The following is a 21624-nucleotide window of genomic DNA, read 5'->3' on the forward strand; positions in this document are numbered from 1 at the left end:
TGATCGGTCGATGGCGGGGAAAAGATGTTCCGGAACGGTTCCGGTGGCGCGCGGAAATCCCGGCGGGTGCCGTCGGTACGGCATTCCCGCCGGGTTCCCGGCCGGTCGCGGGCCGTGGGTCCGGGCGGCCCCGGTCCGCGGGGCGCGGTCCGCGGTTCACGGGTCGCGGTTCGCGGGTTCAGAAGGGGAGGTCCTCCCGGTCGACCCGGGTCAGCCACTCGGCGTGCGCGGCGGGCCGGGCGTCGCGGCAGACGACGCAGTCGGGGTCGCGGGTCCAGGTCTCGGCCGGGTGCACCCGGGGGTTGTGGAAGGTCTGCTCCAGCAGCCGGCCCACCGCGAGCGGCGGGCAGACCCGGGAGGCCAGCCGGACCATCTCGGAGACCATGTGGGCGGCGGCGACCACCACCAGTCCGTTGAAGGCGGCGGTGTCCTCGCCGTAGGCGCTGCCCTCGCGGTCGATGTCGTCGAGGACGTCCAGCACCATCCGGGAGGTCGGGTCGTCCCGGCGGACCTGCCCGTACCAGCACTCCACGCAGCCGCTGACGCCGGGCACCATGGTGTAGTGGATGGCCCGCTGGGTGTCGACGCCGCCGCCGATCAGGGTGGTGCCGGCCCGGACGCAGCCCTCGTTCAGCCAGTGCGCGACGTGCACCTTGGGGCGGTCGACCACGGCGATCACGATGTCCCGGTCGTGCACCACCGCGTAGACGTCGTCGGCGGACATCAGCTTGGTCTCGACCGCGTCGATCCGCACCCGGCTGTTGAGCCGGCGGGCCCGCTCGGCGGCGACGTGGACCTTGGTCCGGCCGACGTCCGGTTCGCCGTAGATGATCTGGCGGTTGAAGTTGGAGACCTCGATCTTGTCGAAGTCGACGATCCGGATGTCCGTGAAGCCGATCGCGACCAGGTCGATCAGGGTGTGCGAACCGATGCCGCCGACGCCGAGCACGGCCACCCTGGCATCGCGGATGCGGCGCTGGAACTCGTACTTGGAGGTCCCCAGGGAGGCGTAGGTCTCGAAGAAGCCCAGGTTGTTGGACCAGCGCTCGCGCGCGGCGGCGTCGAAGTCCTCGCCCCGGTCCGCGGTGTCCTGCACCAGGCCGCTCGCGTCCAGGTCGGCGACGGCCTCGCGCACGTCCTCGGCGGTGAGGTCCGGGTAGTCGGCGCCGAGGTCGCGGTGGACGGCGTCCAGGTCGCGGGTGCCGTCGAGGAGTTGGAGCAGCCTCAGCACGCGGCCGTCGGTGTCCTCCAGCGAGGTCAGCTCACCGCCGAGGCGGAAGTGGACCGACCCGTCGGAAACGAAGTAGGGGATGCTCGTCTTGAGCGCGGGACGTGCCACGAATACCCCTCGGGGACTGGGCGGCGGAAATCATGGAAATTCCGGTTCCGGAAATGTGCGGAGTTCCGGACGGGTGCGGCGGGGCATCGTTTCGAAGGAAGCCCCGCCGCATTCTCAGGCTCAGCCCTTGGCGGTGCTGGCGGCGCTGCTGTAGCGCTTGGTGGACTTCTTGATCATTGGAATCACCTCCCCCCTCCGATCGGACTCCATGCTATTCATCGTCGAACTTCCCGGACAAGATGTCAGAACAGCTTTTCCCGGGGGGATCTTCAGTTTCCGGCGGGGCGGACGGAAAGCCCCAGGTATTCGGCCTGGAAAGCCAGCACATCCGCGAAATAGGCGAGCCGCCCGGTGCGGGCGCGGGCCCCGTGCCCGACCCCGGCCTCCAGTCGGAGCAGGACCGGGCGGTCGGAGGAGGTGGCCCGCTGGAGTGCGGCGCACATCTTCCGCGCGTGCAGCGGGTCGACCCTGGCGTCGTCCTCGAACGCGGTCAGCAGCACGGCCGGGTAGGCGGTGCCGGCCGCCACGTGGTGGTACGGCGAGTAGCCGAGCAGCCAGCCGAGCTCCTCCGGGTCCTCCCGGGTGCCGAACTCGTCGGTCCAGTAGGGTCCGTAGCCGCTCAGCTCGTAACGGGCCATGTCGAGCGGTGCGGCGGTGGCGGCCACCGCCGCGAACAGGTCGGGGGAGCGGGTCATCGCCGCACCGACCAGGAGGCCGCCGGCACTCTGGCCGAACGCGCCGAGCCCGCCGGGCGGGCACAGCCCCCGGTCGTGCAGCGCGCGGGCGGCGGCGAGGAAGTCGTCGATGCCGTTCCGCTTGTGCTCGCGCATCCCGGCGCGGTGCCAGCTCTCGCCGTGCTCGCCGCCGCCGCGCACCCGGGCCACCGCGAACTGGCCGCCCAGACCGGCCCAGGCGAGCGCCGCCGCGTAGTAGTCGGCGACCTGGGGTTCGCCGAAGGCGCCGTAGCCCTGGAGCACGGTGGGCAGCGGGCCGGTCGGGCGGGCGGCCGGGCGGGTGAGCAGCACCGTCACCTCGGTACCGTCCGCGGCGGCGCAGCGCAGTTCGGAGACCAGCACGGCGGGGACGTCCGGGGTGCCCGGCGCCCGCCACACCCCGGTCGTGCCGGGGCGGGCGTCGTAGTGGTGGACGGTCTCCGGGGTGGTCGGGTCGGAGTAGCAGAACCAAGCCTCGTGGCCACCCTGACGGAACGTCAGATCGGTGACGACACCGGTGCCGGGCAGCGGGACCTCGCCGAGCGGTGCGCCGGTGCGCAGGTCGTGCCGGGTGATCCGGCCGTGCCCGCCGGCCGAGCGGAGCACCAGCAGCAGCGGGACCGGCAGCGCGGCGTCGTCGAGGACGGCGAAGGACTCCAGCACCTCGTGCTCGTGCTGCGGGACGAGGACGCGCGGCCGCTCCGGCGCCGCCGGGTCCAGGACCAGGATCCGGCCCCGGTCCGCGTCGAGGTCGGTGAGCACGTACAGCAGGCCGTCGGTGGCGGGCCACGGGGAGCTCCAGCCGCCGTCCAGGGCGGACAGCGGGTGCCAGTCGGGCTTCTCCGGGGTGCCGCGGGTCAGGTCGGCGAGCCGGACGCGGTTGCCGCTGGAGAGCCCGTCGGCGGTGGCGGTCACCAGGAGACGGCCGTCCGTCCCTGTCAGGACGTCCAGTTCGGCGCCCGGCCCGGTACCGCCGTCGGTGGCGGCCGCGGCGCCGGGAACCTCGGTGTCGTCCGCCGGGTGCCCGCCGATCCGGTGCAGGTACAGCCGGCCGCCGCCGGGGCCCTCCGCGTCGCCGCCGGGCCCGCCGCGGACGTGGTAGAAGGCGTCCGGCCCGCCGACCCAGGCGACCTCGCCGTAGGGGCAGCCGGTGATCGGCCCGTCCACGGTGCGGCCGGTGGCCACGTCCAGCACGTGCAGGGTGAACTCCTCGGCTCCGCCCTCGGCGGTCTGCACGGCGACCCGTGCGCCGGTCGGGTCGGGCGTCCAACCACCCAGCACGGTCCGGCCGGTGGGGTCGTGGCGGTGCGGGTCGAACAGGATCCTGCGGGTGCCGGAGGAGTCGGCGACGACCAGCGCGGGGTGCTCGTCCGTCGGTCCGCGGACCGTGAAGAAGGCCAGCTCGCCGGCGGGCCGGGGCGGGGTCAGCTGCTCGAAGGCGGTCAGCCGGGTCATCGCGGTCCGGAACGCTTCCACGGCCGGCCAGTCGTCGCGCAGCCGGTCGAACAGGCGTCGTTGGCCGGCCGACCACTCCCGGGTGGCGGGGGCGTCGCCGTCCTCCAGGGCCCGGTACGGGTCCGGGACGTCGCGCCCGCCCAGCCGGTCGACGGTGTCGCCGGGTGCGACGGGCGGGTAGTCCGGCCGCCCGGCCGGGTCGTTCGGCAGCATGGCCCCCTCCAACCGGCGTGCGGACGGAACGGAGATCGCCACCCGGGGCGGCCCGCTGACCGGCCGCCGTCGAGGGCGCCGACATCCTAGCGACGGTTTCCGCGTACTCGTCAATGGCCTTGTCGTGAAAGGGATTCCGGTCGGTCGGCGGACCGGTTACGGCTCCGTCGGGCGGCGCACACGCACCAATGGCACGGACCTGGCCCTTCGGCGGAGGCGCGGTGCCGGGGCGCCGGAGCCCGGGCGCCGGATGAGAATTTCCCACGGACACGGGTCCGCGTCGGACCGGACGCCGTCGCGCCGGTCGTCACCCGCCACCGGTGCGTCGGCCACGGCTCCGGCGGGTCCACCGCGCTCGTGCTCCCGGCCGTCCGGCCCGCCGTGCCGCGGATACGACGGAATACGACGGATACGACTGATCGACCCCGCCGGCGCGCCTTCGGCGGGGTCGATCAGTCGTACGTGGTGCGTCACGGGTGGCGCGGGTGGTGCGGTGGGGGCCGGGTCAGACGGCCGGGGCGGCTACCGGCGCGCGCTCGGCGGCCGGGGCCGCCGGGGCGAGGGCCCGGTCGGCCAGGGCGCCGAAGAGCAGGGCGAACCCCGTCCACAGCACCACCTGGAGGCCGATCGAGGCGAGTCGGAAGTCCCACAGCAGCGCGGCCGGGAAGCCCTCCGGAATCGCGTCGTCGTTGGGCGGCAGGACGAAGGCCAGCGCGGCCATCACCACGGCGTAGCCGAGGCCCGCCGCGACGGCCGCGTTCCAGGTGCCCAGGCGCGGGGCCAGGCGCTTGCCGAGGATCACCGCGGCGACGCCGATCAGCACGCTGAGCGCGATCATCAGGAAGAACAGCGCCGTGCGCTTCCCGATCGTGTCCGGATTGCCGACCGCCGGCGGGTTCGCCGGGTACTTGAGGAACGGCACGAAGTAGACGGTGACGAAGGCCGCGCCCGCGACCAGCGCGGCGGTGGCCCGGGGGCCGAAGCGGCCGACCCGGCCGAGGGCGAAGCAGAACGCCAGCGCGGCGATCCCGCCGACCGCGACGCCGTACACCAGCACGCCGGTGGCGAGACCGGCGGTGGACTGGAGGTCCCGGCTGACCAGTTCCTCCTCCTCGTCCCCGGCGTCGGCGGCCGCGTGCTCGTGCGCGGCCGCGTCCTCGGTACCGCCGGCCGCGGCCGCGGAGCCGCCGCCGTGGTCGTGGTGCCCGGCCGGGGCCGAGTGCGCCTGCTCCTGCGCGATGGAGTCCGAGACGGGGCCCTCGCCGACGGTGTAGGCGAAGACGAAGGCCACCAGCCCGGCTATCAGACCGGCCAGCAGACCGCGCAGCAGGAGCCTGCCCACGGTGCCGGACGGCATGGTTGCGGAGTTGTTCATCGGTGCGTGTTCTCCGGGATCAGTGGCAGGGGAAGCCGAGCAGGTGCCGACCGTCGTGCACCCATTCGTGCACCGTCGCACCGGAGAAGACCGAGGTGGCGCCCTGCTCGGCGCCGACGAAGTAGAGCAGGACCAGCATCAGGGTGCCGAGGAACAGCGCCCACGGCAGGATCGCGCGGATCGGCAGCGATGCGGGGGCGGAGCCGGCCGAGGGCAGGCTGGGGGACAGGGCGGACTGGGCCATGGCAGGACCTCCTGGGGGAAACACGCGTCCCGTTCGGTGGAGCTCGGACGACGGCCATCGGGTCTGACTTGCCGGGCCCCGCCGTTGCGTGAGGTGGCCTGGTCCGGCATACAGTGGCGCGACCGTGCCGGATTCCCACCGGACTTCCGTCTCGCCGTCGTCTTCAGTTGTCGGGGGAGACCGTAGCGCCCGGTGCCGACGGCGCCAAGGGCGCGCACGGAATCGTTGTCGTGGCGCGACCTGCGGATTCGCGCGCCCGGGCGGTCCGGAGCGGGGAGTTCCGGGCGGCCCCAAGGGTGACAGGTGTACGAAGGGGGAGAACGCGTGACGGTACGGGTGATCTTCGTCTCGCCGGCGATCGGACCCGAACTGCGGCAGGCACGGTTCGCCGACGAAGCCTCCGCGTACGGGGGCGGCGCGGCGGACGGTGGCGCGCCGCACGGCGGCGACGCGCTGGACGAGGCCGGGGCGCGCGCGGCCCGTGCCCTCCGGCCGGACCTCCCGGTGGCGTCCCGCCGCTTCGCCTCGCCCTCCGCCCGCTGCCGCCGTACGGCCGAGGAGCTCGGCCTGGCCGACGCGCTCGCCGAACCCGCGCTGAGCGGCTGCGCGCCCGGACGCTGGCGCGGGCGGACCCTGGACGAGGTGGCCGCCGAGGAACCGGAGGCGCTGATGGCCTGGCTCGCCGACCCGGCCGCCGCCCCGCACGGGGGCGAGTCGGTCCGGCAGCTGTGCGCCCGGGTCGCCGGTTGGCTGGACGGCACCGCGGCCGGACTCACCGGCCGCCTCCTGGTCGTCGCCGAGCCGGACACCGTCCGCGCCGCGGCCGTGCACGCGCTCGGCGTCCCCGACCACGCCTTCCGCCGCCTGGACGTACCCCCGCTCGCGGTGGTCGAACTGACCGGCCGGTCCGGCCGCTGGAACCTCCGGCTGGGCTGAGACCCGACCGGTCGGTCAGGGGCGGCCCAGGTCGAGGCGCCAGTCGTTGCAGCGGATCGGGTGGCCCGGTGGGTACTCGAAGTCCTGCGGCCCCAGGAGTTCGAAGCCAGCTCGGCGGCAGACCGCGTTCGACGCCCGATGGTCCACCGAGGGGAAGGCGTGCAGGTGGCGGCGCGGACCCGCGGCCCGGGCCCGCTCCGCCACCGCGAGGGTCGCGGCGGTGGCCACGCCCCGGCCCTGGAAGGCGGGCAGGACGGCCCAGCCCGTCTCGTGCACCTGCTCGCCGGCCCACTCGCGGGCCCAGAAGCCGATGCTCCCGGCGGTCTCCTCCGGTGCTCCAGGCGCGCCGGAGGACAGCAGCACGATCCGGAACATCCGCCCCGCGCCGGTGCGGTCGGCGCTCAGGTCGACGTACCGGCGGTGGCGGCGGGCGAGTGCCTCCTCGGACTCCGGGCCGCCGAGGTGGGTCGTCAGCTCCGGCGCGTTGAGGGCGCGCAGCAGTCCGGCGTCGCCCTCGGACCAGGGCTCCAGGCGCACGGCGGGGGTGCGGTCGTCGTCCATGGCCGTACCGTAGCGCCCGCCTCCGACAGTCGGCGGTCGGCGGTCGGCGGTCGGTGGTCGACGGGCGCCCGGTCAGCGGGCGGGGGAGAGGCGCACCGGGAGGGCGCGCAGGGCGTTGACGATGAAGGACTCCTGGTGCCGCAGCTCCTCCGCCGGCACCGCGAGCCCGATCTCGGGGAAGGCGCCGAACAGCGCGGTCAGGGCCTCCTCGGCCTCCAGTACGCCGAGCGCGGCGCCCAGGCAGTAGTGGCGCCCGTGGCCGAAGGCCAGGGTGCTCTTGTCGGGCCGGGTGAGGTCGAAGGCGTCCGGCCGGTCGGGGTGCAGCTCCGGGTCGCGCCCGCTCGCCCCGTAGGCGATCAGGACCGGCTCGCCGGTGCGGATCAGCACGCCCTCGCCGAGGTCGATGTCCTCGGCGGCGAAGTGCAGCGGCAGGTGCATCACCGGGGCTTCGAGGCGCAGTGCCTCCTCGATGGCGTCCCGCCAGGTGGCCGAGCCGTTCCGGACCAGCGCGAGCTGCTCGGGGTGGGTGAGCAGCAGGGCCGCGGTGTGGTCGATCAGGTTGACGGTGGTCTCGGAGCCGGCGCCGATCATCAGGATCAGGGTGGAGACCAGCTCCTGTTCGCTCAGCCGGGTGCCGGCGGCGTCCCGGGTCGCGATCAGCTCGCTGGTCATGTCGTCGCCGGGAGTCTCCCGTTTGGTGGCCACCAGGTGCGCCATCGCGGCGAACAGGTCGCCGAGGAGGGCCTCGGCCCGTTCGGGGGTGGCGCCGGTCTCCAGCACGCCGTCGACCACCCGCCGCACCTCGGGGCGCTGCTCCTCGGGGACGCCGAAGAGGTCGCAGATCAGGGTGGTGGGCAGCGGGTAGGAGAGCCGGGTGTGCAGGTCGACCGGTTCGCCGGGGGCGGTGGCGCGCAGCTCGTCGAGCAGGGCGGCGACGATCGCGCGCACCCGGGGCCGCAGGGCCTCCACCCGGCGCGGGCCGAAGGCGGGGGCGGTCAGGGTGCGGAGGCGGTGGTGGTCCTCGCCGTCGCTGGTGAACATGCTCTCGACGGCGACCCAGCTGGCCAGCGGCCAGTCCGGGCCGACCCGGCCGTCGATCCACTCGGGCCAGTGGCGGCGGGCGTTCTTGGCGAGCCGGGGGCCGGCCAGGAGCTGCCGGGCGACCTCGGCGCGGGTCACCGACCAGGCGAGGACCTTGCCGGGGAGTTCGACCCGGACGGCCGGGCCGTGGGTGCGCAGATGGGCGGCTTCGGCGTGCGGGTCGGCGGCGTGGGGGTCGAGGACGTGGGTGAACGGGCAGCGGGGTTCCACGGGGCCCTCCTCGGTCGGGGAGCGGCGGGCCGGACGACCGGCCGTCTGTGACCGTACGGCGGGTGCGGTGGTGGGGAAAGGGCGCCCGGCGGTGTGCCGGACGCCCCCAGCGGCGCCCCCGCGCACCGTGCGGAGCGTTCGGCGGCCCCGGCCACGTGGCCGTGCGGCGGCCCCGGTCGTGTCCCGTCCTTATGACAACGGCATTGACGTGTCTCGCGGTCGCCGGTTTCATGGCACGCACTTCACCCCCACCCCCACACCCCCCACCAGCAAGGCGGTGATCCCTTGGCATCGACGGCGAAGGCCACGGGCAGCGGTCCGAGAACGGACAGCTACGGCCCCCAGGACTCCATGCCCCGGTCCCTCGGCCTTATCGACGGGGCGGCGATCGCCGCCTCCAGTACCGCCGCGACCAGCAGTATCGGCATCGGCCTCGGTCTGATGGCCGGCGTCGTGGGCCTCCACCTGCCCGCGATCATGCTGCTGGCGTTCCTCCCCGTGCTGGCCATCGCCGGCGGCTACGGGCGGCTGAACCGCTCGGAGCCGGACGCCGGCAGCAGCTACCGCTGGGTCGGGCGCACGCTCAACCCCTGGCTCGGCTTCCTCACCGGCTGGGTGAACACCGTCGGCACCGTGGTGTTCATGGCCTACACCACCACGGTGACCGGTTCCTCGATCGTCCAGCTCCTCGACGAGGCGCACCTGCGCAGCGTCGCCGGGCTGCGGCTGGACGCCGACTCGACCGTGCAGTGCACCCTGATCGGCCTGGTCGTCCTGGTCGGCGCCGCGCTGGTCGCGGTTCGCGGGCTCGGCCTGGCGGCGCGGCTGCAGAAGGCGCTGCTGGTGTTCGAGTACGCGGTCCTGCTCGGCTTCTGCGGCTACGGGCTGTTCGCCGGCGACCAGCCGTTCTCGCTGGACTGGTTCAACCCGTTCACGATCCCGTCCTTCGACGCGGTGGCCCAGGGCATGGTGCTCGCGGTGTTCTGCTACTGGGGCTTCGAATCGGTGTTCAGCGTCGGAGAGGAGGTGCACGACCCCCGGGACGCCTCCCGGGCCGGCACCCTCGCCCTGGTCGTGATGCTGCTGCTGTTCCTGCTCGCCGGCACGGCTTTCCAGCGGGTCCTGCCGCTCGACGAACTGGCCGACAACGGCGCGCACGGCCTCACCTACTTCGGCGCCCGGCTCGCCGACCAGCCACTCGCCGCGCTGCCCCTGATCGCGCTGATGTTCTCCGCGGTCGCCTCGCTGCAGTCCTCGGTGATCCCCACCGCCCGCGGCCTGTTCGCGATGGGCCGCGACGGCGTGCTCGGCCCCGTCTGGACCAGGCTGCACCCCAAGCACCGCACGCCCGCGGTCGGCACCCTGCTGATCACCGGGGTCGCGGTCGCCCTGGCGCTGTGCTCGATCGTCATCCCGACCGTCAACGACCTCATCTCGGCGGCCGTCAACGCGATCGGCATCATCGTCGCCCTCTACTACGCGCTCACCGCGGTCGCGGCCGCCGTCCGGTTCCGCCACCTGCTGCGCACCGACCTGGTGGAGGGGCTGCGCGCGGTGGTCGGCCCGCTGCTCGGCGCGACGGTCCTGCTGGTCGTCGGTGGCTACCTCGCCTGGAGCTTCTACGACTCCACCGACCACTTCGAACTCTCCGCCGACAACGGCTGGTTCGAGCTCACGGTCGTGGTACTCATGATCGTCACCGGTCTGCCGGCGGCGGCCTGGGCGCGCTGGCGGCGGCGCTCGGCGTACTTCCTCGGCGAGGCCGCGGGGACGCCCGAGCACGGCTGAGGTGAGGGCGCCGAGGGTGTCCCGGAACGTCCGAGGGCGCCCCGGGGCACCCGAGGACGGCCGAGGACGCGGGCCGGGCGGACCCCCACCCGCCCGGCCCGCGCCTCGTCCCCCGCCGGGGGCACACCGCACAGGGGGCTCCCGGCAGCACACGGCGCTTCGCACCGCCCGCACCGCCCGCACTCCCGAACTCCGCACCGCCCGCACCACCCGTCCTTCGCACCACCCGTACCTCGCACACCCGCACCACCCGAGAACGGAGCACCACCCATGACCAAAGCCGATCTGGTCTTCACCCGCGGCCCCGTGCACACCGGCGACGCCGCCCGCACCCGGGCGACCGGCCTGGCCGTCACCGGCGGACGGATCACCGCCGTCGGCCACGACGAGGTCCGGGACCTGATCGGCCCGGGCACCGAGGTCGTCGACCTCACCGGCAAGCTGCTGCTGCCCGGCTTCCAGGACGCCCACATCCACGCCGTCGGCGGCGGCACCGAACTGGCCACCTGCGACCTCACCGGCACCGTCGGCGTCGCCGACTACCTGGAGCGCATCCGCGCCTACGCCGACGCGAACCCCGACCAGGAGTGGATCACCGGCAGCGGCTGGTCGATGGAGAGCTTCGAGGGCGGCCTGCCGACCCGGCAGCTGCTCGACTCCGTCGTCCCCGACCGCCCGGTCCACCTCACCAACCGTGACCACCACGGCGCCTGGGCCAACACCCGCGCCCTGGAACTCGCCGGTGTCGACCGCGACACCCCCGACCCGGCCGACGGCCGGATCGAGCGCGAGGCCGACGGCACCCCCAGCGGCGTCCTCCAGGAGGGCGCCAGCGCCCTGGTGGCCCGGCTGATCCCGCCGATCACCGCCGCCGACCGCCTCGACGGACTGCTGTGCGCCCAGCGCCTGCTCCACTCCCTCGGCATCACGGGCTGGCAGGACGCCCTGCTCGGCGAGTTCAACGGCATGTCCGACCCTTCCGACGCCTACCTCGCCGCGGCGCGCTCCGGTGCGCTGACCGCCCGGGTGAACGGCGCCCTCTGGTGGGAGCGCGAGCGGGGCGCCGAGCAGATCCCCGAGCTCGTCGAGCGCCGCACCGCCCTCGCCCACGGCCGGTTCCGGGCCGGCTCGGTCAAGATCATGCAGGACGGCATCGCGGAGAACTTCACCGCCGCGATGACCAGCCCCTACCTGGACGGCTGCGGCTGCGCCACCGCCAACTCCGGCCTCAGCTTCGTCGACCCCACCGCCCTGCGCGAGTACGTCACGGCCCTCGACGCACTCGACTTCCAGGTGCACTTCCACGCGCTCGGCGACCGGGCGGTGCGCGAGGCGCTGGACGCGGTCGAGGCGGCCCGCGCCGCCAACGGGTGGCGCGACACCCGCCACCACCTGGCCCACCTCCAGGTGGTCCACCCCGACGACGTGCCCCGCTTCGCCCGGCTCGGCGCCATCGCCAACATCCAGCCGCTGTGGGCGGCGCACGAGCCGCAGATGGACGAGCTGACCATCCCCTTCCTCGGCCCGGAGCGCGCCTCCTGGCAGTACCCGTTCGGCGCGCTCCAGCGGGCCGGGGCCACCCTGGCGGCCGGCAGCGACTGGCCGGTGAGCAGCCCGGACCCGCTGGCCGGCCTGCACGTCGCCGTCAACCGGCGCGAGCCCGACGCCGGGGACGACCGGGTCTTCCTGCCGGAGCAGCGGCTCGACCTGGCGTCCGCGATCGCCGCCTACACCGCGGGCACCGCCCATGTGAACGGGCACGACGACGCCGGGGTGCTCGCGCCCGGTCTGCTGGCCGACCTGGTCGTGCTGGACCGCGACATCCTCACCGGCCCGCCGGAGGAGATCGCGTCGGCCCGGGTGCTGCGCACCTACGTCGGGGGCGAGCTGGTCCACGCCATCGACTGACGTCGCGTCAACGTCCGTCCGGGCCCCGGGGCGCTGTCCCCCGGGGCCCGTCGCGTTCCCTGCGGAGACCGCCGCCGCGCCCGGGCGGTGAGGCGCTCTGGACTTACTAGGACGTCCAACTATATGGTCGGAACAGGTCCGCGGTGTCAGGGAAGCCGGTGTGAGTCCGGCACGGTCCCGCCACTGTGACCGGGGAGTTCGTCCTCGCAGGAGTTCGGCCACTGGCAGCCAGCCGGGAAGGCCCGGGGGCGCGCGTCGATCCGGGAGTCAGGATACCGGCCGCGGATGGTCCGTGTTTTCCACGAGGATGGAGACGACACGCATGAATCCGGGCTGCTCCCGTTCCACCGCCCCCGGCTGTGCCGTGCCGACGAACCCCGGGGCGCACCCGCGCTGACGGTTCGTCCGCCGCCGCCGTCCCTGCCGCCGGGCGCACCACCGTGCTCCCGCGCACCGGCGCGGCCTCCACTCCTCCTCTCCCCATCCTGACGAGAGAAGGAACCGATGGTCCCCGAGTCCACCACCCCCGACCCGATCGTGCCCCACCCGGCCGTTCCCGAGCTGACCCACTTCATCGGCGGCAAGCGCACCGCCGGGACCTCCGGCCGCTTCGGCGACGTCCACGACCCCAACACCGGCCGGGTCCAGGCCCGGGTGCCGCTGGCGAGCCGCGCCGAGGTCGAGGCCGTGATCGCCGACGCGGCCCAGGCCCAGCCCGCGTGGGCGGCCTGGAACCCGCAGCGCCGGGCCCGGGTGCTGCTGCGCTTCCTCCAGCTCGTCGAGCAGGAGCGCGACACGCTCGCCCGGCTGCTCTCCGCCGAGCACGGCAAGACCGTCGCCGACGCCCACGGCGACCTCCAGCGCGGCCTGGAGGTGGTGGAGTTCGCGGCCGGTATCCCGCACCTGCTCAAGGGCGAGTTCACCGACAACGCCGGCACCGGCATCGACGTGTACTCGATGCGCCAGCCGCTCGGCGTGGTCGCCGGCATCACCCCGTTCAACTTCCCGGCGATGATCCCGCTCTGGAAGGCCGCGCCCGCGCTGGCCTGCGGCAACGCCTTCGTCCTCAAGCCGTCCGAGCGTGACCCCTCGGTGCCGCTGCGGCTCGCCGAACTGTTCCTGGAGGCCGGACTGCCGCCCGGCGTGCTGAACGTGGTGAACGGCGGCAAGGAGGCCGTCGACACCCTGCTGGAGGACCCCCGGGTGCAGGCGGTCGGCTTCGTCGGTTCCACCCCGATCGCCCAGTACGTCTACGCGACCGCGGCCGCCCACGGCAAGCGGGCCCAGTGCTTCGGCGGCGCCAAGAACCACATGATCGTGATGCCCGACGCGGACCTCGACCAGGCGGCCGACGCGCTGGTCGGCGCCGGCTACGGCTCCGCGGGCGAGCGCTGCATGGCGATCTCGGTGGCCGTCCCGGTCGGCGAGGAGACCGCCGACGCGCTGGTGGCCAAGCTGGTCGAGCGGATCGGCGCGCTGAAGGTCGGCCGCTCGGACGACCCGGCGGCGGACTTCGGCCCGTTGGTCGGCCGGGACGCGCTGGAGCGGGTCCGCGGCTACCTGGACCTCGGCGTCGAGGAGGGGGCCGAACTCGTCGTCGACGGCCGCGACTTCCGGCTGGAGGGCCACGAGGAGGGCTTCTTCCTCGGCCCCTCGCTGTTCGACCGGGTGACGCCGGAGATGCGGATCCACCGGGAGGAGATCTTCGGCCCGGTGCTGAGCGTGGTCCGCGCCGCCGACTACGAGGAGGCCCTGCGCCTGCCCAGCGAGCACGAGTTCGGCAACGGCGTGGCCATCTACACCCGCGACGGCGACACCGCCCGCGACTTCACCCGCCGCGTCAACACCGGCATGGTCGGTGTCAACGTGCCGATCCCGGTGCCGATCGCGTACCACACCTTCGGCGGCTGGAAGCGCTCCGGCTTCGGCGACCTCAACCAGCACGGCCCGGACTCGATCCGCTTCTACACCCGCACCCGCACGGTGACCTCGCGCTGGCCCTCCGGGGTCAAGGAGGGCGCCAGCTTCACCATGCCGACGATGGGATGAGCGCCGTGCACGATCTCACCGACGACCAGCGCGCGATCGCGGAGACCACCAGGGCCTTCGCCGACGAGCACCTCGCCCCGCACGCGGTGGAGTGGGACCTCGCCAAGCACTTCCCGGTCGACGTGCTGCGCAAGGCCGGAGACCTCGGCCTGGCCGGCGTCTACGTCCGGGAGGAGTCCGGCGGCTCCGGCCTCACCCGCCGCGACGGCGCGGTGGCCTTCGAGGCCCTCGCCACCGGCTGCCCGTCCATCGCCGCCTACCTCTCCATCCACAACATGGTCGCCTGGATGATCGACCGCCACGGCGACGACGCCCAGCGCGCCCGCTGGCTGCCGCGCCTGTGCACCGCCGAACACCTGGGCGGTTACTGCCTGACCGAACCCGGCGCCGGCTCCGACGCCGCCGCCCTCACCACCCGGGCCGTCCGCGACGGCGGCCACTGGGTGCTCGACGGCGTCAAGCAGTTCATCTCCGGTGCCGGCAGCGCCCAGGTCTACCTGGTCATGGCGCGCACCGGCGGCCCCGGGCCGAAGGGCGTCTCGGCCTTCCTGGTCGACCGGGACGACCCGGGACTCTCCTTCGGCGCCAACGAGCGCAAGATGGGCTGGAACGCCCAGCCGACCCGGCAGGTGGTCCTGGACGGCGTGCGGGTGCCCGCCGACCGGCTGCTCGGCGCCGAGGGCGAGGGCTTCCGGATCGCCATGAACGGGCTCAACGGCGGCCGGCTCGGCATCGCCGCCTGCTCCCTCGGCGGCGCCCAGAGCGCGCTGGAGCGCACCGTGGCCCACCTGGCCGAACGCGAGGCTTTCGGCGCCCGGCTGCTGCACGCCCAGGCGCTGCAGTTCCGCCTGGCCGACATGGCCACCGAACTGGAGGCCGCCCGCGCCCTGTTGTGGCGGGCCGCGGACTCCCTGGACCGGGGCGACGCCCGCGCCCCGCAGCTGTGCGCGATGGCCAAGCGGCACGCCACCGACACCGGCTTCGAGGTGGCCAACCAGGCGCTCCAACTGCACGGCGGCTACGGCTACCTGGCCGAGTACGGCATCGAGAAGATCGTCCGCGACCTGCGGGTGCACCAGATCCTGGAAGGGACCAACGAGATCATGCGCGTCATCGTGGCCCGCGGCCTGACCGGGGCCGCCTGATGGCCGGGACCGACATCGAGGAGGTCCTGGTCCAGCGCGAGGGCCGGGCCGGGCTGATCGTCCTCAACCGTCCCGCGGCCCTGAACGCCCTCACCCACGGGATGGTCCGGCGGATCTCCGCCGCGCTGGACGCGTGGGAGGCGGACCCGCGGGTCACGACCGTCGTCGTCACCGGCGCCGGCGACCGGGCCTTCTGCGCCGGCGGCGACATCGTCGCCATCCACCGCGCCGCGACCGGCGGCGACCCGCGCGAGGTCGAGGAGTTCTGGCGGGACGAGTACCGCCTCAACGCCAGGATCGCCCGCTACCCCAAGCCCTACGTCGCCGTGATGGACGGCATCGTGATGGGCGGCGGGGTCGGCGTGTCCGCCCACGGCAGCGTCCGGATCGTCACCGAACGCACCAGGATCGCCATGCCCGAGGCGGGCATCGGCTTCGTCCCCGACGTCGGCGGCACCTATCTGCTCGCCCTGGCACCCGGCGAACTGGGCACCCACCTGGCCCTGACCGCCGGCTCCGCCGGTGCGGGGGACGCGCTGCTCTGCGGCCTCGCCGACCACTTCGTGCCGTCCGCGCGACTGCCCGCCCTGCTCGACGACCTCGCCGACTCGACCGTCCACGACGCGCTCGCCCGGCACGTCGGGCCGCCGCCGTCCGGTGGCCGGCTGGAGCGGCAGCGGGAGTGGATCGACGGCTGCTACGCGGCCGACACCGTCGAGGAGATCCTCGAACGGCTCGGCGCGAGCGGCGAACCGGAGGCGAAGGAGGCGGCCGACCGGATCACCGCCAACGCGCCGACGGCCGTCAAGGCGACCCTCGCCGCGCTGCGCCGGGCCCGCGCCCTGGGCCCGCTCGAAGCGGTGCTCGACCAGGAGTACCGGAGCTCCTGCGCGGCCCTGGCCACCCCGGACCTGGCCGAGGGCATCCGGGCCCAGGTCATCGACAAGGACCGCACCCCGCACTGGAGTCCGGCCACGCTGGACGCCGTCGACCCCGCCGCCGTGGCCCGCTGGTTCGCCCCACTGGGCGAGCGGGAACTCGGCCTCGCCGACCTCACCCCCCTGGAGCGCTGGTGACCCACCGGATCGGATTCGTCGGACTCGGAAACATGGGCGGCCCGATGGCCGCCAACCTGGTCGTGGCCGGTCACACCGTCACCGGCCACGACCTGGCGCCCGAGGCCCGGGAACGCGCGGCCGGTCACGGCGTGCGGATCGCGGGCTCGGCCGCGGCGGCGGTCGCGGACGCCGAACTGGTGCTCACCATGCTGCCGACCGGACGCCATGTCCTGGAGGTCTACCGGGAGTTGACCGCCGTGACGACGGACGCGCTGTTCGTCGACTGCTCCACGATCGCGGTCGGTGACGCCCGGACCGCCCGGGACCTCGCCCGGGCGGCCGGACACCGGGCCCTGGACGCCCCGGTCTCCGGCGGGGTCCCGGGGGCCGAGGCGGCGAGCCTCACCTTCATGGTCGGTGGCGCGGCGGAGGACTTCGCCGCCGCCGAACCGGTGCTGGCGGCGATGGGACGCAAGGTGGTGCACTGCGGCGAGTCCGGCACCGGGCAGGCCGCGAAGATCTGCAACAACATGATCCTCGGCGTCTCGATGATCGCGGTCGCCGAGGCGTTCGTCCTCGGCGAGAGCCTCGGACTGAGCCACCAGGCACTCTTCGACGTCGCCTCCACCGCCTCCGGCCAGTGCTGGGCGCTCACCAGCAACTGCCCCGTCCCCGGCCCGGTCCCGGCCAGTCCCGCCAACCGGGGCTACCCGGCGGGCTTCGCGGCCGCCCTGATGGCCAAGGACCTCGGCCTGGCCGCCGACGCCGCCGACGCCTCCGCCGTCCCCGCCGAACTCGGCCGCCGCGCCTCCGAGTTGTTCACCGCCTTCGCCCAGGGCGAAGGCGCCGGACGGGACTTCTCGGCCATCATCACCACCCTTCGGGAGAACACCGCATGAGCCACGAGACGATCCGGGTCGGGCGCCACGGCCGAGTGGGCCTGATCACCCTGGACCGGCCGAAGGCCCTGAACGCCCTCAACACCCTGCTGATGAACGAAGTCGTCCGGGCGGCGGCGGAGTTCGACCGCGACCCCGACGTGGGCGCCGTCGTCCTCACCGGTTCCGATCGTGCCTTCGCCGCCGGAGCCGACATCAAGGAGATGCAGTCCCTGGACTTCGTCGACGCCTACCTCGGCGACTGGTTCGCCGCCTGGGACCGCTTCGGCGCCCTGCGCAAGCCCGTCGTCGCCGCCGTGGCCGGGTACGCCCTCGGCGGCGGCTGCGAACTGGCCATGCTCTGCGACGTCCTGATCGCCGCCGACACCGCGAAGTTCGGCCAGCCCGAGATCACGCTCGGCGTCATCCCCGGCATCGGCGGCTCCCAGCGGCTCACCCGAGCCATCGGCAAGGCCAAGGCCATGGACCTCTGTCTGACCGGCCGCACCATGGACGCGGAGGAGGCCGAACGGGCCGGCCTGGTCTCCCGCGTCGTCCCGGCCGACCGTCTGCTCGACGAGGCCCTCGCCACCGCCACCACGATCGCCGCCATGTCCGCCCCGGCGGCGACCATGATGAAGGAGAGCGTCAACCGCGCCTTCGAGACCACCCTCGCCGAGGGCGTCCGCTTCGAACGCCGCCTCTTCCACGCCACCTTCGCCACCGCCGACCAGAAGGAGGGCATGGCCGCCTTCACCGAGAAGCGCCCCCCGGTGTTCGAGCACCACTGATCGCGTCCCGCCCGGACTCCCTCCGCCGACCGGGGCCGACGCGCACGGCCGCGACCGCGTGACGCGGTCGCGGCCGTGCGCGTCACCGCGAGACGTGGGCCTCGATGCCGTCCAGGAGGTAGGCGAGGCCGATCCGGAAGGTGTGGTCGGCGTCGTGGTGGGCGGCATCGCGCACCACCGTGGCCAGTGCGGGGAAGCGGCCGGTGGCGAAGGTGCGTTCCAGGTAGGGCCCGAGTTCGGCCTGCCACTGCTTCTCGTCCGTCCCGGTGGCCCGCTCGGCCCGCCGTTCGGCGATCTCCCGGCGCACCGCGCCGACCACGTACGCCTTGACGGCGGCGACCACCGGCATGACGGCGTCCACGTGGAGGCCGCCGAGGGCGGCGACCAGGGTCTCCCCGGCGGCCAGCGCCTGCGGTCCGAGCTGGGGCCGGCCGCCCAGCAGGTCGGCGAGCCACTCGTGCTCGTGGGCGGCGCGGCGAGTGGCTTCGGCATGGGTCCGGAGCACCTCCCGCCAGTGCTCGCCGGTCGGCCGGATCTCGGCGTGGACGGCGTCGACCATCAGATCGAGCAACTCGTCCTTGCTGGCGATGTAGCCGTACAGCCGCATCGGACGGACGTCCAGCGCGGTGGCGACCTTGCGCAGCGACACCGCCTCCAGGCCGTCGGCGTCGGCCAGTCCGATCGCCGTCCGGACGATCCGCTCCCGGCTCAGCGGGGCCGGCACGGGTCGATTCTCCGGCTCCGGCCGCTCCCACACCAACATGCCGCTCACCATACATCGCAGCAGGGGATACAGTGTATCGACCAATACGGTGTATCGGGCGTGCCGGAGGTGTCCGAAGGCATGCCGAAGGTCTGTCGAAGGGGAGACGGTCATGACCATCGCCATCGTCGGAGCCGGCCTCGGCGGGCTGGCGCTCGCCCGGGTGCTGCACGTGAACGGCCTGGACTGCGTCGTCCACGAACGGGAGCCGTCGCGCCGTGCGCGCGCCCAGGGCGGCATGCTCGACATCCACTCCGGCCAGCGGGCGCTGCGCGAGGCCGGCCTGATCGACGAGTTCTTCGCGATCGCCCGGGGCGAGGGCCAGGACATGCGCCTGCTGGAGCCGGACGGCACCCTGCTGCTCCAGGAGGACACGCCCGACGACGCCCCGCTCGCGCGGCCCGAGGTCGACCGCGCCGACCTGCGCGACCTGCTGCTCGACTCCCTCCCCGAGGGCGTGGTGCGCTGGGGGCAGGCGTTCGAATCCGCCGACAGCGGCCTGCTGCGCTTCGCCGACGGCGGCAGCGCGCCTTACGACCTGCTGGTCGGCGCGGACGGCGCGAACTCCAGGGTCCGCGCGCTGCTCACCGACGCCCGGCCGGCACACACCGGCCACAACGTGGTCGAGGTCGGCATCCCCGACATCGACCGCACGCGCCCCGACCTGGCTGCGATGGTCGGCCGCGGCACCTACTGGGTGCTCGGCGACGGGCTGTCCCTGGCGGCGCAGCGCAACGGGGACGGGCGGGTCCGCATCGGCCTCGGCTTCTACGACACCACCGAGGACTGGCTCGCCACCAGCGGGATCCCGTTCGACGACCCGGCCGCCGCCCGGGCGCGGCTGATCGAGCTGCTCCCCGGCTGGGACCCGCGCGTCACCGCGCTGATCGCGGCCTGCGACGACGCGATCGTGCCGCGGGCGATCACCACGCTCCCGGTCGGCCTGACCTGGCCGTCGACGCCGGGCGTGACCCTGGTGGGCGACGCCGCGCACCTGATGCCCCCGGTGGGGCAGGGCGCCAACATGGCGCTGCTCGACGGCGCGCTGCTCGGTCTCGCGCTGGCCGCGCACCCGGACGACCTCCCCGCCGGCGTCGAGCAGTACGAACGGGAGATGTTCGAGCGCACCGCCGCTGCCGCCCGGATGTCCACGGAGATGCAGGCGGTGCTGAGGCGGCCGGACGCCGCCCGGAGGATGCTCGCCTTCTTCCGGGGTGAGGAACCCGCCGGCTGATCCGTCCGCCCGGTCCCGCCCGGCCCGCCGTGGGCCGGGCGGGCGAGGGATCAGTCCTCGGTGCGGCGCAGCAGATAGGTGTCCATGATCCACCCCTTGCGCTCGCGGGCCTCGGCCCGCAGCCGGGCGATCTCCGGCGCCCGCTCGCCGAGCGGACCGGACACCAGGATCTCGTCCTCGCCGCCCAGGTAGGCGCCGTAGTGGATGTGCACGCCCTCGGGGTCGATCCGCTCGAAGGCGGCCCTGCCGTCCAGCATCACCACCGTGTCCTCGGCCCCCGGCGGGAAACCCTCGGCGGCGAGCCGGCGCGCGGTGGTGATCCGCACCGGCCGGCCGACCCGGGTGAGGGTGGTGCGGTGCCGGGCGGCGAGTACCGAGACGCTGCTGATCCCCGGCACCACCTCGTAGCCGAACGCGCCGGGTTCGGCGGCCAGCACCTCGTCGAGGACGGCGGTCACGCTGTCGTAGAGGCTCGGGTCGCCCCAGACCAGCAGCGCGCCGGTGCCGTCCGGGCCCAGTTCCTCGGCGATCAGCCGGCCGACCAGCTCGGCCCGGCGCCGCCGCCAGTCCTCGACGGCCTCGGTGTAGGCCGGGGTGGTCCGGTCGCGCTCGGCGTCCGGCACCTCGACCACCCGGTGACCGGGGCGGGCGTGCTCCCCGATCATCTCCCGGCGCAGCCGCATGAGGTCCTGCCGCTGCTCGTTCTTGTCGAGGAGGAGGAACACGTCGGTGCGGGCGATGGCCTTGACCGCCTGCAGAGTGAGGTGGTCCGGGTCGCCCGCACCGATGCCGATGACGTAGATGTGCCGCATGCCGCCGATTCTGCCCGGTCGAGGTCGGCGCGGACCAAACGGGTACCCCGGGCCCCTCCGGGGCGGCCCGGCGGGGGAGGGCGGGCGGAGGCGGGGTCAGTCCGTGCGGTGGGTGTGGAAGCCGCGGCCGGTCTTGCGGCCGAGGAGGCCGGCTTCGACCATGCGGGTGAGGAGGGGCGGGGGCGCGTAGAGGGGTTCCTTGTACTCGGCGTAGAGGGAGCGGGCGATGGCCTGGACGGTGTCGAGGCCGATGAGGTCGGCGAGTCGGAGCGGACCCATGGGGTGGGCGCAGCCGTGGACCATGCCGGTGTCGATGTCCTGGGCGGTGGCGTGGCCGGCCTCGGCGAGGCGGATCGCGGAGAGGAGGTAGGGGATCAGCAGGGCGTTGACGACGAATCCGGCGCGGTCGCGGGAGCGGACGACGTGCTTGCCGAGGGTCTCGCGGGCGAAGGTCTCCACCCGGTCGAGCACGGTCGGGTCGGTGTGCAGGGAGGCGACCAGTTCGACCAGGGGCATCACCGGCGCCGGGTTGAAGAAGTGCAGGCCGAGGACGTGGGCGGCCCGGCCGGTGGCGATACCGAGGCGGGTGACCGGGATGGCGGAGGTGTTGGTGGCGAGGACAGCGTCGTCGGCGGCGAGCACCTTGTCCAGGGCGCCGAGGACGTCGGCCTTGACGCGCTCGTCCTCGACCACGGCCTCGACCACGAGCTGGCGGTCGGCCAGGGCTTCGAGGTCGTCGGCGAACAGCAGGTGGGCCCAGGTGTCGGTGCGCTGCCGCTCGGTGAGCCGGCCGCGGTCGACGGCGCGGTGCAGGGAGCGGTCGATGCGGGCGCGGGCGGCGCGCAGGGCGGCGGATCCGTGTTCGCAGACGATGGTGTCCAGACCGGCGCGGGCGAAGACCTCGGCGATGCCGGAGCCCATCTGCCCGGCGCCGACGACGGCGACCCGTCGGATGTCGTTCATGGCGTTCCCTTCCGGGGCGGTGTCGGACGGCCGCGGTGTCGGACGGCGGCGGTGTCGCACGGCCGGGGCGGCGGCGCACGGCCGCGGC

18 protein-coding genes and 2 riboswitches are annotated in these 21624 nt (G+C 74.2%); of the genes, 9 read left to right on the plus strand and 9 right to left on the minus strand.

The annotated features are described in order from the left end of the window. Positions 1-178: 178 nt before the first annotated feature. The 4 genes from ACIQ9P_RS05370 to ACIQ9P_RS05385 form a co-directional block, all read right to left on the minus strand. Positions 179-1339 carry a HesA/MoeB/ThiF family protein gene (locus ACIQ9P_RS05370; protein ID WP_402350042.1) on the minus strand — a complete coding sequence of 387 codons (1161 nt, stop codon included), beginning with the start codon at positions 1337-1339 and terminating at the stop codon, positions 179-181. 269 nt (positions 1340-1608) lie between these two features. Beyond that, the gene (locus ACIQ9P_RS05375) at positions 1609-3720 is read right to left on the minus strand and encodes a prolyl oligopeptidase family serine peptidase (protein WP_402350045.1); all 2112 of its coding nucleotides are present in this window, start codon (positions 3718-3720) and stop codon (positions 1609-1611) included. Positions 3721-4225: 505 nt separating this feature from the next. Further along, positions 4226-5077, minus strand: coding sequence for a CbtA family protein (locus ACIQ9P_RS05380; RefSeq protein WP_402351449.1), 852 nt, complete (start codon positions 5075-5077; stop codon positions 4226-4228). 37 nt (positions 5078-5114) lie between these two features. Further along, complete coding sequence (locus ACIQ9P_RS05385) at positions 5115-5339, minus strand: CbtB-domain containing protein (protein ID WP_402350048.1); 225 nt, start codon at positions 5337-5339, stop codon at positions 5115-5117. Positions 5340-5400: 61 nt separating this feature from the next. After that, positions 5401-5487: riboswitch (cobalamin riboswitch) on the minus strand. A 176-nt stretch (positions 5488-5663) separates the two neighbouring features. Between ACIQ9P_RS05385 and ACIQ9P_RS05390 the strand changes: the two genes are divergently transcribed. After that, positions 5664-6275, plus strand: coding sequence for a histidine phosphatase family protein (locus tag ACIQ9P_RS05390; RefSeq protein WP_402350051.1), 612 nt, complete (start codon positions 5664-5666; stop codon positions 6273-6275). Between the two features lie 15 nt (positions 6276-6290). Here ACIQ9P_RS05390 and ACIQ9P_RS05395 read toward each other — a convergent pair whose 3' ends face one another. Then, complete coding sequence (locus tag ACIQ9P_RS05395; RefSeq protein ID WP_402350054.1) at positions 6291-6836, minus strand: GNAT family N-acetyltransferase; 546 nt, start codon at positions 6834-6836, stop codon at positions 6291-6293. Between the two features lie 72 nt (positions 6837-6908). Continuing rightward, a complete protein-coding gene (locus ACIQ9P_RS05400) occupies positions 6909-8147 on the minus strand; it encodes a cytochrome P450 (protein ID WP_402350057.1) in 1239 nt (412 codons plus the stop codon). A 351-nt stretch (positions 8148-8498) separates the two neighbouring features. On the opposite strand from ACIQ9P_RS05400, the gene ACIQ9P_RS05405 reads away from it, so the two are divergent. The 7 genes from ACIQ9P_RS05405 (at position 8499) to ACIQ9P_RS05435 (ending at position 17764) form a co-directional block, all read left to right on the plus strand. Further along, complete coding sequence (locus ACIQ9P_RS05405) at positions 8499-9935, plus strand: APC family permease (protein ID WP_402350060.1); 1437 nt, start codon at positions 8499-8501, stop codon at positions 9933-9935. 270 nt (positions 9936-10205) lie between these two features. Then, positions 10206-11843: an amidohydrolase gene (locus ACIQ9P_RS05410; protein ID WP_402350063.1), complete on the plus strand. Its 1638-nt coding sequence runs from the start codon at positions 10206-10208 to the stop codon at positions 11841-11843. 107 nt (positions 11844-11950) lie between these two features. After that, positions 11951-12142: riboswitch (cobalamin riboswitch) on the plus strand. 205 nt (positions 12143-12347) lie between these two features. Beyond that, on the plus strand, positions 12348-13892 hold the full coding sequence (locus ACIQ9P_RS05415) for a CoA-acylating methylmalonate-semialdehyde dehydrogenase (protein ID WP_402350066.1): 1545 nt from the start codon (positions 12348-12350) through the stop codon (positions 13890-13892). Then, positions 13889-15037, plus strand: coding sequence for an acyl-CoA dehydrogenase family protein (locus tag ACIQ9P_RS05420; RefSeq protein WP_402350069.1), 1149 nt, complete (start codon positions 13889-13891; stop codon positions 15035-15037). Before ACIQ9P_RS05415 ends, ACIQ9P_RS05420 begins: the two co-directional genes overlap by 4 nt. Continuing rightward, positions 15037-16113 (plus strand): enoyl-CoA hydratase/isomerase family protein, encoded by a 1077-nt coding sequence (locus ACIQ9P_RS05425; protein ID WP_402350072.1) that lies wholly within the window; start codon positions 15037-15039, stop codon positions 16111-16113. Before ACIQ9P_RS05420 ends, ACIQ9P_RS05425 begins: the two co-directional genes overlap by 1 nt. After that, complete coding sequence (gene mmsB, locus ACIQ9P_RS05430) at positions 16110-16994, plus strand: 3-hydroxyisobutyrate dehydrogenase (protein ID WP_402350075.1); 885 nt, start codon at positions 16110-16112, stop codon at positions 16992-16994. The genes ACIQ9P_RS05425 and mmsB overlap by 4 nt, the downstream gene beginning before the upstream one ends. Then, positions 16991-17764 (plus strand): enoyl-CoA hydratase, encoded by a 774-nt coding sequence (locus ACIQ9P_RS05435; RefSeq protein WP_402350078.1) that lies wholly within the window; start codon positions 16991-16993, stop codon positions 17762-17764. Before mmsB ends, ACIQ9P_RS05435 begins: the two co-directional genes overlap by 4 nt. Before the next feature lie 82 nt (positions 17765-17846). On the opposite strand, the gene ACIQ9P_RS05440 is transcribed toward ACIQ9P_RS05435, so the two are convergent. Further along, on the minus strand, positions 17847-18527 hold the full coding sequence (locus ACIQ9P_RS05440; protein WP_402350081.1) for a TetR/AcrR family transcriptional regulator: 681 nt from the start codon (positions 18525-18527) through the stop codon (positions 17847-17849). 112 nt (positions 18528-18639) lie between these two features. Here ACIQ9P_RS05440 and ACIQ9P_RS05445 point away from each other — a divergent pair, with 112 nt between their 5' ends. After that, positions 18640-19761: an FAD-dependent oxidoreductase gene (locus ACIQ9P_RS05445; protein WP_402350084.1), complete on the plus strand. Its 1122-nt coding sequence runs from the start codon at positions 18640-18642 to the stop codon at positions 19759-19761. Between the two features lie 50 nt (positions 19762-19811). On the opposite strand, the gene cobF is transcribed toward ACIQ9P_RS05445, so the two are convergent. Both cobF and ACIQ9P_RS05455 read right to left on the minus strand, forming a co-directional pair. Then, a complete protein-coding gene (cobF, locus tag ACIQ9P_RS05450) occupies positions 19812-20573 on the minus strand; it encodes a precorrin-6A synthase (deacetylating) (RefSeq protein WP_402350087.1) in 762 nt (253 codons plus the stop codon). Positions 20574-20669: 96 nt separating this feature from the next. Then, on the minus strand, positions 20670-21536 hold the full coding sequence (locus tag ACIQ9P_RS05455; RefSeq protein ID WP_402350090.1) for a 3-hydroxybutyryl-CoA dehydrogenase: 867 nt from the start codon (positions 21534-21536) through the stop codon (positions 20670-20672). Between the last annotated feature and the right edge of the window lie 88 nt (positions 21537-21624).

It is taken from the genome of Kitasatospora sp. NPDC094019, assembly GCF_044764505.1.
GTDB lineage: Bacteria > Actinomycetota > Actinomycetes > Streptomycetales > Streptomycetaceae > Kitasatospora.

What these genes read in the sequence shown, in the direction of transcription:
- ACIQ9P_RS05375 (WP_402350045.1), bottom strand. Translation starts at nt 3,720, where the DNA reads ATGCTGCCGAACGACCCGGCCGGGCGGCCGGACTACCCGCCCGTCGCA.
- ACIQ9P_RS05380 (WP_402351449.1), bottom strand. Translation starts at nt 5,077, where the DNA reads ATGCCGTCCGGCACCGTGGGCAGGCTCCTGCTGCGCGGTCTGCTGGCC.
- ACIQ9P_RS05385 (WP_402350048.1), bottom strand. Translation starts at nt 5,339, where the DNA reads ATGGCCCAGTCCGCCCTGTCCCCCAGCCTGCCCTCGGCCGGCTCCGCC.
- ACIQ9P_RS05395 (WP_402350054.1), bottom strand. Translation starts at nt 6,836, where the DNA reads ATGGACGACGACCGCACCCCCGCCGTGCGCCTGGAGCCCTGGTCCGAG.
- ACIQ9P_RS05405 (WP_402350060.1), top strand. Translation starts at nt 8,499, where the DNA reads ATGCCCCGGTCCCTCGGCCTTATCGACGGGGCGGCGATCGCCGCCTCC.
- ACIQ9P_RS05410 (WP_402350063.1), top strand. Translation starts at nt 10,206, where the DNA reads ATGACCAAAGCCGATCTGGTCTTCACCCGCGGCCCCGTGCACACCGGC.
- ACIQ9P_RS05415 (WP_402350066.1), top strand. Translation starts at nt 12,348, where the DNA reads ATGGTCCCCGAGTCCACCACCCCCGACCCGATCGTGCCCCACCCGGCC.
- ACIQ9P_RS05420 (WP_402350069.1), top strand. Translation starts at nt 13,889, where the DNA reads ATGAGCGCCGTGCACGATCTCACCGACGACCAGCGCGCGATCGCGGAG.
- ACIQ9P_RS05425 (WP_402350072.1), top strand. Translation starts at nt 15,037, where the DNA reads ATGGCCGGGACCGACATCGAGGAGGTCCTGGTCCAGCGCGAGGGCCGG.
- ACIQ9P_RS05435 (WP_402350078.1), top strand. Translation starts at nt 16,991, where the DNA reads ATGAGCCACGAGACGATCCGGGTCGGGCGCCACGGCCGAGTGGGCCTG.
- ACIQ9P_RS05440 (WP_402350081.1), bottom strand. Translation starts at nt 18,527, where the DNA reads ATGTTGGTGTGGGAGCGGCCGGAGCCGGAGAATCGACCCGTGCCGGCC.
- ACIQ9P_RS05445 (WP_402350084.1), top strand. Translation starts at nt 18,640, where the DNA reads ATGACCATCGCCATCGTCGGAGCCGGCCTCGGCGGGCTGGCGCTCGCC.
- cobF (WP_402350087.1), bottom strand. Translation starts at nt 20,573, where the DNA reads ATGCGGCACATCTACGTCATCGGCATCGGTGCGGGCGACCCGGACCAC.
- ACIQ9P_RS05455 (WP_402350090.1), bottom strand. Translation starts at nt 21,536, where the DNA reads ATGAACGACATCCGACGGGTCGCCGTCGTCGGCGCCGGGCAGATGGGC.